Genomic DNA, 14,779 nt, shown 5'->3' with positions numbered 1-14,779 from the left:
GGGCGGGCCGGTCAGCCCTTCACGGCGGCGAGCAGGCCGTCCCCGACGGGCAGCAGTGCCGGCACCCAGTGCTCCGACTCGCGGATCGCCTTGATGGTCTCCCGCACGGTCACGGTCTCCACGTCGCGGGCGGCCGGGTCACCGATCCGGCCGCCGGCGAGGGCGCCGTTGAGCGCGAGCACCCCGCCGGGGCGCAGCAGCCGCAGGGCGGCGTCGACGCAGGCGGCGAAGCCGGTCGCCTCGGCGTCGACGAAGACCAAGTCGTAGGCGCCGTCCGCGAGCCGCGGCAGCACGTCGAGGGCGCGGCCGGTGATGATCCGGGTACGTCCCGACGCGAAACCCGCCTCCTGGAACAGCCGCCGGGCGATGCGCTGGTGCTCGACCTCCACGTCGATGGTGGTGAGCACCCCGTCGGGGCGCATGCCGCGGAGCAGCCAGACACCGCTCACCCCGGTGCCGGTGCCGATCTCCACCACCGCCCGGGCGTTCCCGGCGGCGGCGAGCAGGCGCAGCGCGGCCCCGGCGCCCGGCGTCACCGCGTCCACACCCACCTCGTGGGCGAGAGCGCGGGCGGTCCGCAGCACGAGATCCTCGGTGACGTACGACTCGGCGAACTGGAGCACCTGGGCGGTCGAGTTGCCGGAGCCGGCGACCGTGGCGATGGGACACCTCCGGGCGGACTGGTGCGAGGGGTCGGTTGGCACTGAGAGCCTAGAGGCGCGCCTCGACACTCGCAGCCGCGAGTCGGCCCTGAGACGATCACGCGCGGCAACCCCTGACTCCACTCGGGGCATCCGTGCAATCCTGGACGGAGTCCCGCGCGGCACGGCCGGCTCCACCGACCGCCCGGCGCGGGACGCGGGGGACGGACTGGGAGGCACCGACGTGACCGACGGCTGGGACTGGCGCCAGCCCGGCGGGGGCCCGGCACCGGCGGGAGGGCCGGCACCGGGGCAGCCGCCGCAGGGCGCCGGGGGCGGCACCTCGCCCTGGTGGTCCGACGCGCTCGCCGACCCCTGGCGCGACCCGTACGCGCCCGCTGCCGTGGTGGTCCCGGCCGCCCCGGTCGCCGGGAGCGGCGAGCCGGAACCGGTGACCGACCCGGACGCGCCGAGGCGGCCGGGCCTGCGCCAGGTCGTGCTGGTCTCGCTGATCACCGCCCTGCTCGCCGGCTCGCTCGGCAGCGCCCTGACCTACGCGTTCCTGCGCACCGGCGGGGCCGTGCCGACGCTGGGGGCGCAGACCGGGCAGGCCCCGGCGCTCGCCCAGCGCAAGCCCGAGTCACTGGCCGGGGTCGCCGAGAAGGTGCTGCCCAGCGTGGTCACCGTCCGAGTGGCCAGCCTCGGCGGCACCAGCGAGGGCTCGGGCTTCGTGGTGAGCGCCGACGGCCACATCGTCACCAACGACCACGTGGTCGCGGGCGGGCCCGGCAAGGCCACGGTGGTCTTCAACGACGGCAGCACCGCACCGGGCACCGTGGTCGGGCAGGACCCGGAATCGGACATCGCCGTGATCAAGGTGACGCGGACCGGGCTGAAGCCGGTGGAGTTCGGCGACTCGGACGCGCTCGCCGTCGGCGACCCGGTGCTCGCCATCGGCTCGCCGCTGTCCCTGGCCAACACGGTCACCGCCGGCATCGTGAGCGCCCTGGACCGCACCATGATGGCCGGCGAGCCGGGCGGGCCGACCCGCTACTACGCGGCGATCCAGACCGACGCGGCGGTCAACCACGGCAACTCCGGCGGCCCGCTGGTCGACGGGGCCGGCCGGGTGGTCGGGGTGAACTCGACGATCAAGTCCCTGGTCGCCGACGGGCAGGAGGCCGGCAACATCGGGCTCGCCTTCGCCATCCCGATCAACCAGGCGAAGCGGGTCACCGAGGACATCATCGGCACCGGGAAGGCCCGCCGTACGGTGATCGGCGCCCAGGTCGGCGGCACCGGCGTGAGCGGCGGCGGCGTACGCCTCAACAACGTCGAGCCGGCCGGGCCGGCGGCGGCCGCCGGGCTGCGTACCGGTGACGTGGTGCTCCGGCTCGACCGGCACCCGATGAACGATCCGACCGACCTGGTGGCGCTGGTCCGCAAGTACGCACCCGGTTCGGTGGTGACGGTGGAGTACCGGCGCGGGTCCAACCGGCAGAACGCGTCGGTGACACTCGCCGCAGACGCCAAGTGAGGTCCCCTCACCCCCTCCCGGCCGGCCACCTGACGTGCGTAGTCTTGCCTTGACACGCCACGAGGAGGCCGAGTGTTCGAGAACCTGAACTGGTGGGAGATCGGCGCCCTGCTGCTCCTGGCACTGTTGATCTTCGGGGACCGGCTGCCCACGGTGATCAACGACGGCCTCCGGATGGTCCGCAACCTGCGCAACATGGCGCGGAACGCCACCGGTGACCTGAGCCGCGAGCTGGGCACGGACATCCAGCTGGAGGACCTGCACCCGAAGGCGTTCATCCGGAAGCACCTGCTCAGCGAGGAGGACGAGCAGGCCCTCCGCAAGCCGCTGCAGAGCATGTACGACAACCTCCGCTCGGACGTCACCGGCGTGCACGACAACCTGAAGGACGTCGCCAAGGCGGCCGACCTGCGCACCAACGGCAACGGCAACGGCTCCCGCCCGGCCACCGCCACCGGCGGCGCCCCGGCGCCCGCGCAGCGCCCCTCCTACGACGACGCCACCTGACCCCGCGCACCACCCCGTAACGGGACCGACCCTCCGCCGGCCGCAACCGGGGAGGGTCGGTGGACAGCTGTCCGGGGTCAGCGACCGGCGGGCTTGAGACCCAGGGGCTTGCCGAGCAGCGACTCGCGCCGCACCGCGAGGCGGTCGGCGACCTCGACGAGCGCCCGGGCGGCCGGGGCGTCCGGCTGGGCCAGCACGATCGGGTTGCCGGCGTCGCCGCCCTCGCGCACCCGGGTGTCCATCGGGATCTGCCCCAGCACCGGCACCTGCGCGCCGATGGTCCGGGTCAGCGACTCGGCGACGGCCGCGCCGCCACCGGCCCCGAAGACCTCCATCCGGGAGCCGTCCGGCAGCTCCAGCCAGGACATGTTCTCGATCACGCCGACCACCCGCTGGTGGGTCTGCAGCGCGATGGCGCCGGCCCGCTCGGCCACCTCGGCGGCGGCCGCCTGCGGGGTGGTAACGACCAGGATCTCGGCGTTCGGCAGGAGCTGGGCCACCGAGATCGCGATGTCGCCGGTGCCCGGGGGCAGGTCGAGCAGGAGGACGTCCAGGTCACCCCAGTAGACGTCGGCGAGGAACTGCTGCAGCGCCCGGTGCAGCATCGGGCCGCGCCAGACGACGGCCGCGTTGCCCGGGGTGAACATGCCGATCGAGATGACCTTCACGCCGTGCGCCTGCGGCGGCATGATCATGTCCTCGACCCGGGTGGGCGCGCCGTCGGCACCGAGCATCCGGGGCACCGAGTGCCCGTAGATGTCGGCGTCCACCACGCCGACCGAGAGGCCGCGGGCGGCCAGCGCGGCGGCCAGGTTGACCGTGACGCTGGACTTGCCGACGCCGCCCTTGCCGCTGGCGACCGCGTAGACGCGGGTGCGGGAGCCGGGCTGGGCGAACGGGATGACCGGCTCGGCGGTGGCCGTGCCGCCGCGCAGCTTCGACTGGAGCTCCTGGCGCTGCTCCGGGCTCATCACGCCGAACTCGATCTGGACGCCGGCCACGCCGGGCACCGCCCCGACGGCGGCCGTGATGTCGGTACGCAGCTTGTCCTTCAGCGGGCAGCCGGCCACGGTGAGCAGCAGCTCGACCCGGACCACGCCGTCGTCGCCGATCTCGGCGGAACGGACCATGCCCAGCTCGGTGATCGGCCGACGGATCTCCGGGTCGTTGACGGTGGCCAGGGCGGCCTGGATCGCGTCGGAGACGGTGCTGACGGGTGCTGACATGTCCGCAATGCTACGTCGGTGGTCATCGGCGTCCGCCGTTGGCGGGGGGCGGTGTGAGCGAATCGATGGCCGCCCGAGGGGTGGACGGGCCGTGCCGCGAAGTGGGACGATCGCACCGAACGCCGCTCGCCTGGCCCCTTGAGGCGCGCGGCGTTCAATACGTTCCGGGCTCAGCCCTCGAAACGCCCGTCGCGGGCGAAGTCGCCGTCGAGGTCGTCGCGGGGCTCGTCGAGCGGCTCCCCGCCCGCCTGCCGCCGGGCCTCCCGCTCGTGCTGCCGGCGCTCCAGCTTCCGCCGCCGCTCGGCCGCCTCGTCCAGTTCCTCGGCCAGCCGGGTCAGCTCCGAGCGGAGGAAGTCCCGGGTCGCCACCTCGCCCAGGGCGATGCGCAGCGCGGCGATCTCCCGGGCCAGGTATTCCGTGTCGGCCTTCTGCATGGTGGCCCGCCGCCGGTCCTCCTCCAGCGCGATCCGGTCCCGGTCGGCCTGCCGGTTCTGCGCGAGCAGGATCAGCGGGGCCGCGTACGAGGCCTGGAGGGAGAGCACCAGGGTCAGGAAGGTGAAGGTGTACGGGTCGAAGCGCAGGTTCTCCGGGGCCAGGGTGTTCCACGCGAACCAGGCGGCGATCACCAGCGTCATGTAGACGATGAAGTTCGCGGTGCCCATGCCCCGCGCGATCCCCTCCGACCAGCGGCCGAAGGTCTCCGCGTCGATCCGGGGCAGCTGCAGGCCCCGGGGCGACCGGGGCTGGTCCAGCCGCTCTCGTCGCTGGTCAGCCATTGCCGCCGTCCTGGGGCGGCTCGTCGGTGGCGGGCGCGGCCGACATGGCGTCCCGGTCCCGCCAGTCCCGCGGCAGCGAGTGGTCCAGCACGTCGTCGACGGTCACCGCGCCGACCAGCCGCATGGTCCGGTCCACGACCGGCATGGCGACCAGGTCGTACGTGGCCATCCGGCGGGTGATCTCGGGCAGCGGGGTGGTCGGCCGCAGCGGGTCGATGTCGTTGACGACGACCCCGCCGAGCAGGTCGGCCGGTGGCTCCCGGAGCAGCGCCTGGAAGTGGACCATGCCCAGGTAGCGCCCGGTGGGCGTGGTGAGCGGGGCGCGGGTCACGAAGACCTGCGCGGCCACGGCGGGGGAGAGCTGCGGCTCGCGGATCCGGGCCAGCGCCTCGGCCACCGTGGCGTCCGGCGGCAGGATCACCGGCTCGGAGGTCATCACGCTGCCGGCCGTGCCGGAGGCGTAGCGCAGGAGCTGGCGGACCGGCGTGGCCTCGTCCGGCTCCATGAGGTCGAGCAGCACGTCCTGCTCCGGCGGGGGCAGCTCGTTGAGCAGGTCGGCAGCGTCGTCCGGGTCCATCTCCTCCAGCACGTCCGCGGCGCGTTCCCGGTCCAGCGCGGCCAGGATCTCCACCTGGTCGTGCTCGGGCAGTTCCCCGAGCACGTCGGCGAGGCGCTCGTCGTCCAGCGCGGCGGCGACCTCGTTGCGCCGGGCGTCGGGCAGGTCCTGGAGGGCGTTGGCCAGGTCGGCCGGGCGCATGTCCTCCAGCACGGCGAGCAGGTTGGCCGTGCCCCGGTTCTCGCCGAGGGTGCCGAGACCGCGCACCCGGTCCCACTCCACCTGGTGCAGGTGGCCGCGGCGGGCGAGTCGGCTGGTCTGCTCGCGGACGGCGACCCGGGTGAGCGCCCACTCGCCGCCGCGGCTGCACTCCATGGCCACGTCGACCACCGAGCCGGCCTGCCCGGTGTCCAGCTGGACCCGCCGGTCCAGCAGCTCCTGGAGCACGAGCAGCTCGTTCGGGCGCTTCTCGAACCGGCGCAGGTTGAGGGTGCCGCTGCCGAGCACCACGGCGTCCGCGTCGATGGAGGTGATCCGGTTGATGGAGAGGAAGATGCGCCGCCGCATCGGCATCTCGGCGACCAGCCCCACCACCTCGGGCGGGCGCTGGGTCGGCCGCATCCGGGCGACGGCGTCCCGGATCCGACCCACCTGGTCGCCGTTCGGGTCGAAGACGGCGACTCCGGCGAGTCGAGCGATGTAGACCCGGTTCGGCGTGCTCACGGGCACCAGCCTAAGGGCCTAGTGTTTATCAACATGTCGACCTTGGCCTACGAGATCGTGGACGTCTTCACCGATCGCCCGTTCGCCGGCAACCCGCTGGCCGTGGTGTTCGGCGCGGAAGGGCTCGCCACCGAGCAGATGCAGGCGCTCGCGCTGGAGTTCAACCTGTCGGAGACGGTGTTCGTGCTGCCGCCCACGCAGGTCGGTGCGACATACCGGGCGCGGATCTTCACCCCGGCCGAGGAGCTGCCGTTCGCCGGTCACCCCAGCGTGGGCGCCGCGGTGACCGCGAGCCGCCGCGGCATGTTCGATGTGGGCAGGATCACCCAGGAGTGCGGCGCCGGGGTGCTGCCCATCGAGGTCACCCCCACCGGCGCCACCCTCACCGGGGGCGCACCGACCCTCGGGCCCGAACTCGACCCGGAGCCGCTGCTGGAGATGGCCGGCCTCACCGCCGCCGACCACGCCGGCCCGGCGCCCCGGGTCGCCGGCTGCGGGCTCGAATTCCCCTACCTTCCGGTACGCCCGGACGCGGTGGCCCGCGCCAGGGTGAACGCGGCGGCGGCGGAGCGCATTGGCGTGGAGCACGTCAGCGTCTTCTCCTGGGACGCCGACTCGCAAACCGCGCACGCCCGCGTCTTCGTGCCGGGTCTCGGCGTGCCGGAGGACCCGGCGACCGGCTCGGCCGCCCTGGGTCTGGGCGTCTGGCTGGTGGCCAGCGGGCTGCTGCCCGGCGAGGGTCGCTCCGAGTACGCGGTCCGCCAGGGCATCGAGATCAACCGGCCGTCCGCGCTGGCCTGCACGGTGACCGCGGCCGGCGGGGTGGCGGTGGGCGCGACGGTCGCCGGCCACGTCATGCCGGTCGCCCGCGGCGAGATCGCCGTCCCGCCCTTCGTGGGCTGAGCCGGGCCGGATGCGGGAGGATGCCGGAGTGAGCGACGAGGTCGAGCGGACCGTCATACCGCTGGTGGACGAGGCCGTGAAGAAGGCAGCGGTCTGCTGGGTCAGCGTCGGCGGCGGCCCGGCGTACGGCCTCTGGTGCCTTCCGCTCGACGGCGCGCTGCTGGTCGTGAGCGGCCCGGGCGAGCAGTCCGCCCCCGGGCTGGCCGACGCGGACGCGGCCGAGGTGACCCTGCGCGGTGACCACGGCGGCCGGATCGTGACCTGGCCGGCCCGGGTGACCCGGCTGCGGCCGGGCAGCGAGGAGTGGGAGACCGCCGCGCCCCTGGTCGCCGCCAAGCGGCTGAACGCGCCGGGCCCCTCCGCCGACCTGGTGGCCCGCTGGGCGGCCGAGGGCTGTGCGGTGAACCGGCTGAGCCCGGCGGGCACCGCCGTGGCCGGGGCGGACCTGCCGGCCGACTCGCTCGCCGAGCAGCCCCGGGAGACCACGGCGGTGCGGGCCACCCGCAAGCCATTCCGGCTGCACAAGGTCCGCCGGCGCTGAGCCGCCTCCGTCAGCCGACGGTGATCGGGTCGAGCAGGTCGAGCACCTCGGTGAGCGAGGTCAGCACCCGGCCGTCCCAGCCGTGGTCGGCGTTGAACACCATGTGGCCGCTCAGGTCCGGAGCGGCCAGCCGGACGGCGGTCAGGCCGGCCCGCTCGGCGCCGGTGAGTTCCTGGCTGCCGCCGTCGCCCACGTAGAGACAGTCGGTCGGTGCGAGGTCGAGCCGGTGGCAGGCGTCCAGGTAGAGCGCCGCGTCGGGTTTGCAGCGCCCGACCTGCACCGAGAAGACCCGCACGTCGAGCAGCGGGGCGACCGCCAGCTGGGGCAGGAACGCCGGCAGCTCGTGCGTGCAGTCGCTGATCAGGCCGGTGCGGACGCCCCGCCCGCGCAGCTCGGCCAGCACCGGCACCGCCTCGGCGCGGAGCCGGGTGTCGGCGCGCACGGCCCGGTGCCGGGAGGCGACGGCGGCGCGTACCGCCTCGTCGGAGGGATCCACGCCGGCCTGCCCGCAGACCCAGCGCAGGGTCGCCTCGGCGTTGCCGAACCGGCCGCTGGCGCGCTGGTAGTAGCTGCGGTCGAGGACCTCGACGAGGGTGTCGGCCGAGCAGCCGAGCAGCTCGGCGATGGTTCGGTGGGCGGACCCGCGCTGGACGCAGCAGGTCAGCGTGCCGAAGAAGTCGAACAGCACCGCCTGGTATCTGGGCATGGGGAACGGCTCCGGACGTCGAGGGGGATCGCCGGGACGGGCATGATCGTAACGGAGTGCTGACCGTCCGTGGTGCCGGGCGGCGTGTGAGTATTGCTCTCCGTGTCCCACGCTCCGCACCGCCCGCCGCTCGACGCGCTGACCGTCGGCGCGCTCGCGCTGGCCGTCACCGCCGTCTCGTCCTCCGCGCCGCTGGTCGCGTTCGCCGCCGCGCCGGCCCTCGCCATCGCCTTCTGGCGCAACGTGCTGTCGCTGGCCGTGCTCGGCCCGGTCTCGGTGACCCGGCGGCGGGCCGAGTTCCGGGCGCTGACCGCCGGCGCGGGCCGGCGGGAGGGGCTCTACTGCGTACTCTCCGGGGTGGCGCTGGCCGCACACTTCGCCACCTGGATGCCGAGCGCGCAGCTCACCTCCGTGGCCGCGGCCACCGCGCTGGGCGCCACCCAGCCGGTCTGGCAGGGACTGATCGCCCGCTGGCAGGGGCGGCGGCTGCCCGCGGCGGTCTGGGCCGGCATCGCAGTCGCCGTGCTCGGCGCGGTGCTGGCCACCGGGGCCGACTTCGGTGTCTCCGGCCGGGCCTTCGCCGGCGACCTGCTGGCCGTCGCGGGCGGCATGTTCGCCGCCGTCTACACCGCCTTCGGCGAGCGGGCCCGGGCCAGCATCAGCACCACCACCTACACCACCATCTGCTACGGGGTCTGCGCGGCGATCCTGCTCGTGGTCTGCCTGGTCGGCGGGGTGCGCCTGCACGGCTACGACGGCGGCACCTGGCTGGCGATCCTCGGCCTGGTGGCTGGCGCCCAACTCCTCGGCCACTCGATGTTCAACTACGCCCTGCACCGGGTCTCCGCCACCACGATCAGCGTGCTGATCCTGCTGGAGGCGCCGGGCGCGGCGCTGATCGCCGGGGTCTGGCTGGGCCAGCTGCCCCGCCCGCTCGCCCTGCCGGGGCTGGCCCTGCTGCTGGCCGGCGTGGCCGTGGTCATCCTCGGCGGGGCCCGGGCCGGCCGCCGCGCCGTGCCGGTCGCGGTGCCCGCCGACCCCGCCCCGCTGGCCGACTGAGGCGGTCGTCCCGGCCGCCGATCGTGGCCATTCCGCCTCGCGTGGCCGGCTCGTCCAGCAGAGTGCGGAACGTGGAGGCGGGACGCGAACGGCACGACGACGTCGAGCACGGGAGCCTCGTCACGCCCTCCGCCGAGTTCCCGCCGCTCAGCCCGCCCGAGCGGGTGGCGCTCGGCCGGATCGGGGAGCGGTGGCGCGCGCCGCGCGACGGTGACCTGCCCGCCGACCCGACCCTGGTCCGCAGCGACCGCCGGCCGGTCCCGACCCGGTTCGGCCGGCTGGCGCCGTTCGAGATGTTCACCGTGGAGAAGCCGGACGAGCTGGTCGCCACCGAGCGGGCCAACCTGCCGGGCTCGCGGCTCGGCCGGGCGTCGACCCGGCTGCGCCGGGCCCTGTTCGGGCCGCCGCTGTCCAGCGCCGCCGTGCTCTACGAGCGGATGCGCAAGGTGATCGCCCTGCCCGTCCTCTCCTCCGACCTGCTCAGCTCGGTGGCGTACGGGCCGGAGGCGATGCTCACCGTGCTGGTGCTGGCCGGCACCGGGGCGCTGGGGGTCTCGCTGCCCCTGGCCGCCGTGCTGGTGGTGCTGATGGTCGCGGTCGGCGCGTCGTACCGGCAGACGATCCAGGCGTACCCGCACGGCGCCGGCTCGTACGTGGTGGCGGGCGACAACCTCGGCAGCCTCGCGGGACTCGCGGCGGCGGCCGGGCTGATGGTCGACTACGTGCTCACCGTGTCGGTGTCGGTGGCGGCCGGCGTGAACGCGGTGACCTCGGCGCTGCCCGGGTTCGCCGCGGCCACGGTGCCGCTCGGGGTGCTGGTGATCGCCGTGCTGCTGGCGGCCAACCTGCGCGGCGTACGCACCGCCGGGAACATCTTCGTGCTGCCCACGTACGCCTTCGTGGTGGCCGTGCTGGCGTTGCTGGTGGTCGGCTACGCGCGGGCGGCGGGCCGGGGCTTCGCGCCGGTGCCGCCGCCGGAACTGCCGGCCGCCGAGGGGCTGGGCCTGCTCCTGGTGCTCCGCGCGTTCTCCTCCGGGGCGGTGTCGATGACCGGCATCGAGGCGGTGTCGAACGCCGTGCCGGCGTTCCGGCCGCCGGAGTGGCGCAACGCCCGGGCGACGCTCGGCTGGATGGTGTTCCTGCTGGTGCTGCTCTTCGCCGGGCTGACCGGGCTGATCCGGCTGGAGGGCCTGGCCCCGGTGCCCGGCGAGACGATGCTCTCCCAGCTGGGCCGGGTCACCTTCCCGACCGGACCCTGGTACCCGCTGCTCCAGGTGGCGACCACGCTGATCCTGCTCCTGGCCGCGAACACCGCGTTCAACGGCTTTCCCCGGCTGCTGTTCTTCATGGCCCGGGCCGGCCACGCGCCGCGCCGGTTCCTGCACATGGGCGACCGGTTGGCGTTCAGCAACGGGATGGCCGCCCTGGCGGTCGGGGCGGGGGTGGTCTTCGTCGCGTTCGGCGGGCACACCCAGTCGCTCATCCCGCTCTACGCCGTCGGCGTCTTCCTCGCCTTCACCCTGTCCCAGGCCGGCATGGTGGTGCACTGGCGGCGCCACCGGGGGCGGGGCTGGCGCCGGCGCCTCGCGGTCAACGCGGTCGGCGCCACCCTCTCCGGGCTGGTGCTGCTGACCGCCGCCGTGTCCAAGTTCACCGAGGGCGCCTGGGTGGTCGTGGTCGCGGTGCCGCTGCTGGTCCTGCTGTTCCTGCGGATCCACCGCCACTACGCCACGCTGAACCGGGCGCTGGCGCTGCACCCGCCCGCGACCGCGCCGCCCGGACCCGCCGGGTCCGCCGAGGGCGAGGAACTGCCCCAGGAGGTACGCCACCTGGTCGTCGTGCCGGTGGCCCGGCTGAACCGGGCGTCGCTGCGCGCCCTGGCGTACGCGGCGTCGCTGGGCCAGCCGACGCTGGCCGTGCACATCGCCCCCGAGGAGAGCGAGGCGGACCGGTTCCGGGAGCAGTGGCGGGCCTGGGGCGACCACCTGCGGCTGGAGACGATCGTGTCGCCGTACCGGGCGGTGATCGGGCCGCTCGCGCACTATCTGGAGGCGCTGCACACCACCCGGCCCGAGTTGACGCTGACCGTGATCGTGCCGGAGGTGGTGCTCCGCCGCCGCTGGCACCGCCCGCTGCACAGCCGCACCGAGCAGCGGCTCCGCGCCGCCCTGCGCGCGCTGCCCGGCGTGGTGGTCACCAGCGTCCCGGTCCACCCGGCCGAATGAGCCTCAGACGTCGTGGACGTCGAGGACCTGGGTGGTGGGGGCGGCGTCGCCCAGCGCGGCCCGCAGCGCCACCCGCTCCGGGTCCACCAGGAACGCGTCGTAGCCGGCCCGCGCGGCGAACCGGATCACGTGCACCTCGGTCGTCCCGTCCCCGGTACGCAGCCGCCGCTCCAGCCGCCCGCCGTGCCGCGTGAGCAGAGCGAGCACGGCGTCCTCGTACTCCCGGCCGGCGTCGGGGTCGGCGCTCAGGTCGACCAGGGCGACCACCCGGAGCACCCCCGCCGGATCGTCGACGAGCGGCTTCCAGAACTGGTGGTCGACGTGACCGCCCGGGATGCCGTCCCGGATGCCGGTGTCGGTGTAGCCGTGCCGGCGGTAGAAGCCCGGCGCCTGGAAGGAGAACGAGGCCACCGAGATCTCGGTGCAGCCGCGCCGCCGGGCCTCCTCCTCGGCGGCGCGCAGCAGCCGGCCGCCCCAGCCGTCGCGGCGGCGGTCCGCCCGCACCCAGACGGTGTTGATCCCGGCCCGGCCACCCCAGGTCCAGCCGGTCAGCCCGGCCACCAGCTCGCCGTCGGGGTCGGCCACGCGCACCGTCAGGTCGGCCTCGTCGGTGGCGCCGGTGGCGGCGTTGTTGAAGGCGGTCAGCTCCCGGTCGATCCGGGCGGCCAGCTCGGCGTCCGCGCCCCCGACGTGCAGGGTCGCTCCCTCGTGCTCGGTCATGCCGCGGAGTATGGCAGCGGCCGGGCGGGCATGGAGAACTGGAAACGGCTCAGGCATCGATGCCGACGGCCGTGGCGCTGGCCGTCCAGAGCCGGGCGGCAAGGGCCGGGTCGGCCGCCTTGGGCAGTGGCCGGCGGAGCCGGCGGTCGGCGTAGTAGCCACCGTCGACCAGCCGGGCCGGGTCCTGGTTGGCCAGCCAGACCAGGGTCTCCGCGCCCCGCTCCGGGCTGCGGAACGGCAGCAGCCGCATGCCGAGGGCGACCAGCCGGCTCTCGTTGCCGAACCGGGTCCGCACGACGCCCGGGTGGAACGAGTGCGCCGGCATCTCCGGCCAGCGCCGGGCCACCTCGGCGGCGAACAGGATGTTCGCCTGCTTGCTGGTCCCGTACGCGCGCATGGGCCGGTAGCGGCGCAGCGCGGCGTTGAGGTCGTCGGGGTCGAGCACACCGCTGCGGTGCGCGCCCGAGGCGGTCACCACCATCCGGCCGACCCGGTCCCGCAACAGGTTGCTGAGCAGGAACGGCGCCAGGTGGTTGGCCTGCATGCTCAGCTCGAAGCCGTCGACCGTGGTGACCGGCTGGAGCACGATCGCCCCGGCGTTGTTGGCCAGCACGTCGATCCGGTCGTACGCGGCGCGCAGCCGCTCGGCGAGCCCGCGTACGTCGTCCAGCACGGCGAAGTCGGCGCGGAACAGCTCGGGTTGCTCGCCGCAGCACTCGCGGAGCCGTTCCCCGGCGGCGCGCAGCCGGGCCGGATCCCGGCCGACCAGTACCACGCGGTCGCCGCGTCGCGCCAGGTCGACCGCGGCGGCGAGGCCGATGCCCGAGCTGGCGCCGGTCACCACGACGGTCCGGCGCTCAGTGAGATCTTCCACAGGTCCATTCACCCCGGTCACGGCACGAGGTTACCGTGGCGTCACAACGCCCTTTGGGATCGTTAAGTTCCTCGTCTTTCACCTGGTGGCGTCGGCGTGCCCGCGGACGCTGGAAGGAGCGCATCCATGGCCGCAGTCGGTCGCCCCCGCCGGTCCTGCCTCGCGGTACCCGGTTCCAGCGTCAAGATGCTCGGCAAGGCCCAGGGTCTCCCCGCCGACCAGGTCTTCCTCGACCTGGAGGACGCGGTCGCCCCGCTGGCCAAGCCGGACGCCCGCAAGAACATCGTCGCCGCGCTGAACGAGGGCGACTGGGCCGGCAAGACCCGGGTGGTGCGGGTGAACGACCTGACCACGCCGTGGACCTACCGGGACGTCATCGAGGTGGTCGAGGGCGCCGGGGCCAACCTGGACTGCATCATGCTGCCGAAGGTGCAGAACGCCGAGCAGGTGCACTGGCTGGACCTGCTGCTCACCCAGATCGAGAAGACGCTCGGCCTGGAGGTCGGCCGGATCGGCATCGAGGCGCAGATCGAGAACGCCGCCGGCCTGGTCAACGTCGACGCGATCGCGGCCGCCTCGCCCCGGGTCGAGACGATCATCTTCGGTCCGGCCGACTTCATGGCCTCGATCAACATGAAGTCGCTGGTGGTCGGCGCGCTGATCCCGGACTACCCGGGCGACCCCTACCACTACATCCTCATGCGGATCCTGATGGCGGCCCGGATGCACGACAAGCAGGCCATCGACGGCCCGTTCCTGCAGATCCGGGACGTGGACGCGTTCCGCGAGGTGGCGAAGCGCTCGGCCGCGCTGGGCTTCGACGGCAAGTGGGTGCTGCACCCGGGCCAGATCGACGCGGCCAACGAGGTCTACTCCCCGGCCCAGGCCGACTACGACCACGCCGAGCTGATCCTCGACGCGTACGACTGGTACACCTCGGAGGCGGGCGGGAAGCTCGGCGCCGTGATGCTCGGCGACGAGATGATCGACGAGGCGTCCCGCAAGATGGCGCTGGTCGTCGCCGCCAAGGGCCGGGCCGCCGGGATGAGCCGCACCTCGTCGTTCACCCCGCCCGTCGAGTGACCGCGAGCCGTTGACCGCGACGGGCCGCCCCGGACGACCGGGGCGGCCCGTCCGCGTCAGTAGCTGCCGGAGTTGTCCGAGTTGATGGCGATGATGATCATTACGACGTAGAAGATGATCAGCAGCACCAGCAGGGCGGTGAGGATCCAGCCCACGATGATGGCGGCCTTCGCCATGCCCTCGCCCTGCTCGCCGGTCTGCCGGATCTGCTTCCGGGCCACGTGGCCCATGATGGCGCCGACCGGGGCGGTGATGCAGGAGGTGAAGCCGACCAGCGAGAGCACCAGCGCCACGATGGCCAGGGTGTTCGTCTTGCTGGACGGGGGCGCGTAGCCGGGGTAGGCCGGCGGCGGGTAACCGGCCGCCGCGTACGGGTCGCCGGGCGGCGGGTAGCCGGGCGCGGCGTACGGGTTGCCGGGCGGCGGGTAGCCGGGCGCGGCGTACGGGTCACCGGACTTCATGCCGGCGTACGGGTCGGCGGGCGCGTACGGGTCCGCCGAGGTCGGCTGGGTCGGGATGGGGTTGCCGGCCATCGGCAGTGTCGGGTCGACCGGCGGGCTCGACTGTGGCCCGGCCGCCGACGGGTCGTGCCAGCCACCGGGCGGTGGGGAATAGGTCATCAGATCATCTCCATGGACGTGGTGCGGTCAGGGTAGCCACCGGCGGGCAAGTCGCAGGGACCCCTTTCCGGGTGCCGCGTTG

At 74.2% G+C, this 14,779-nt stretch carries 15 protein-coding genes; 7 read left to right on the top strand and 8 right to left on the bottom strand.

Annotated features, from left to right (window positions below):
• Positions 1 to 11: 11 nt before the first annotated feature.
• Positions 12 to 623 carry an O-methyltransferase gene (locus RMN56_RS08365; RefSeq protein ID WP_313723252.1) on the bottom strand — a complete coding sequence of 204 codons (612 nt, stop codon included), beginning with the start codon at positions 621 to 623 and terminating at the stop codon, positions 12 to 14.
• A gap of 247 nt (positions 624 to 870) precedes the next feature.
• Between RMN56_RS08365 and RMN56_RS08360 the strand changes: the two genes are divergently transcribed.
• Positions 871 to 2,178 (top strand): S1C family serine protease, encoded by a 1,308-nt coding sequence (locus RMN56_RS08360; RefSeq protein WP_313724681.1) that lies wholly within the window; start codon positions 871 to 873, stop codon positions 2,176 to 2,178.
• A gap of 72 nt (positions 2,179 to 2,250) precedes the next feature.
• Positions 2,251 to 2,685, top strand: a complete 435-nt coding sequence (locus RMN56_RS08355) for a twin-arginine translocase TatA/TatE family subunit (RefSeq protein ID WP_313723251.1) — start codon at positions 2,251 to 2,253, stop codon at positions 2,683 to 2,685.
• 77 nt (positions 2,686 to 2,762) lie between these two features.
• Here the strand turns inward: RMN56_RS08355 and RMN56_RS08350 are convergent, their stop codons facing one another.
• The 3 genes from RMN56_RS08350 to RMN56_RS08340 all read right to left on the bottom strand — a co-directional run bounded on the left by RMN56_RS08350 (position 2,763) and on the right by RMN56_RS08340 (position 5,966).
• On the bottom strand, positions 2,763 to 3,911 hold the full coding sequence (locus tag RMN56_RS08350; protein WP_313723250.1) for a P-loop NTPase: 1,149 nt from the start codon (positions 3,909 to 3,911) through the stop codon (positions 2,763 to 2,765).
• A gap of 170 nt (positions 3,912 to 4,081) precedes the next feature.
• Positions 4,082 to 4,687 (bottom strand): DUF1003 domain-containing protein, encoded by a 606-nt coding sequence (locus tag RMN56_RS08345; RefSeq protein WP_313723249.1) that lies wholly within the window; start codon positions 4,685 to 4,687, stop codon positions 4,082 to 4,084.
• A complete protein-coding gene (locus RMN56_RS08340; protein ID WP_313723248.1) occupies positions 4,680 to 5,966 on the bottom strand; it encodes a magnesium transporter MgtE N-terminal domain-containing protein in 1,287 nt (428 codons plus the stop codon). The genes RMN56_RS08345 and RMN56_RS08340 overlap by 8 nt, the downstream gene beginning before the upstream one ends.
• A 33-nt stretch (positions 5,967 to 5,999) precedes the next feature.
• Between RMN56_RS08340 and RMN56_RS08335 the strand changes: the two genes are divergently transcribed.
• Together RMN56_RS08335 and RMN56_RS08330 are read left to right on the top strand one after the other, a co-directional pair.
• Positions 6,000 to 6,869, top strand: a complete 870-nt coding sequence (locus RMN56_RS08335; protein WP_313723246.1) for a PhzF family protein — start codon at positions 6,000 to 6,002, stop codon at positions 6,867 to 6,869.
• A gap of 28 nt (positions 6,870 to 6,897) precedes the next feature.
• Positions 6,898 to 7,410, top strand: coding sequence for a hypothetical protein (locus RMN56_RS08330; protein ID WP_313723245.1), 513 nt, complete (start codon positions 6,898 to 6,900; stop codon positions 7,408 to 7,410).
• A 10-nt stretch (positions 7,411 to 7,420) separates the two neighbouring features.
• On the opposite strand, the gene RMN56_RS08325 is transcribed toward RMN56_RS08330, so the two are convergent.
• The gene (locus RMN56_RS08325) at positions 7,421 to 8,116 is read right to left on the bottom strand and encodes an HAD family hydrolase (RefSeq protein ID WP_313723244.1); all 696 of its coding nucleotides are present in this window, start codon (positions 8,114 to 8,116) and stop codon (positions 7,421 to 7,423) included.
• 102 nt (positions 8,117 to 8,218) lie between these two features.
• Here RMN56_RS08325 and RMN56_RS08320 point away from each other — a divergent pair, with 102 nt between their 5' ends.
• Both RMN56_RS08320 and RMN56_RS08315 read left to right on the top strand, forming a co-directional pair.
• On the top strand, positions 8,219 to 9,175 hold the full coding sequence (locus RMN56_RS08320) for a DMT family transporter (RefSeq protein WP_313723243.1): 957 nt from the start codon (positions 8,219 to 8,221) through the stop codon (positions 9,173 to 9,175).
• A 71-nt stretch (positions 9,176 to 9,246) separates the two neighbouring features.
• Entirely contained in the window at positions 9,247 to 11,400 is a 2,154-nt protein-coding gene (locus tag RMN56_RS08315; protein WP_313723242.1) for an APC family permease, read from the top strand.
• Between the two features lie 3 nt (positions 11,401 to 11,403).
• On the opposite strand, the gene RMN56_RS08310 is transcribed toward RMN56_RS08315, so the two are convergent.
• Complete coding sequence (locus tag RMN56_RS08310; protein ID WP_313723240.1) at positions 11,404 to 12,120, bottom strand: GNAT family N-acetyltransferase; 717 nt, start codon at positions 12,118 to 12,120, stop codon at positions 11,404 to 11,406.
• A 49-nt stretch (positions 12,121 to 12,169) separates the two neighbouring features.
• Complete coding sequence (locus RMN56_RS08305; RefSeq protein ID WP_313723239.1) at positions 12,170 to 12,994, bottom strand: SDR family NAD(P)-dependent oxidoreductase; 825 nt, start codon at positions 12,992 to 12,994, stop codon at positions 12,170 to 12,172.
• Positions 12,995 to 13,120: 126 nt separating this feature from the next.
• Here RMN56_RS08305 and RMN56_RS08300 point away from each other — a divergent pair, with 126 nt between their 5' ends.
• A complete protein-coding gene (locus RMN56_RS08300; RefSeq protein WP_313723237.1) occupies positions 13,121 to 14,077 on the top strand; it encodes an HpcH/HpaI aldolase/citrate lyase family protein in 957 nt (318 codons plus the stop codon).
• Positions 14,078 to 14,133: 56 nt separating this feature from the next.
• On the opposite strand, the gene RMN56_RS08295 is transcribed toward RMN56_RS08300, so the two are convergent.
• Entirely contained in the window at positions 14,134 to 14,697 is a 564-nt protein-coding gene (locus tag RMN56_RS08295) for a DUF4190 domain-containing protein (protein ID WP_313723236.1), read from the bottom strand.
• Positions 14,698 to 14,779: the final 82 nt, after the last annotated feature.

The sequence above is a fragment of the Micromonospora halotolerans genome, from assembly GCF_032108445.1.
Taxonomy (GTDB): domain Bacteria; phylum Actinomycetota; class Actinomycetes; order Mycobacteriales; family Micromonosporaceae; genus Micromonospora; species Micromonospora halotolerans.
Note: the sequence above shows the minus strand (reverse complement) of the source record. Positions and strands in the feature narration are given on the sequence as shown.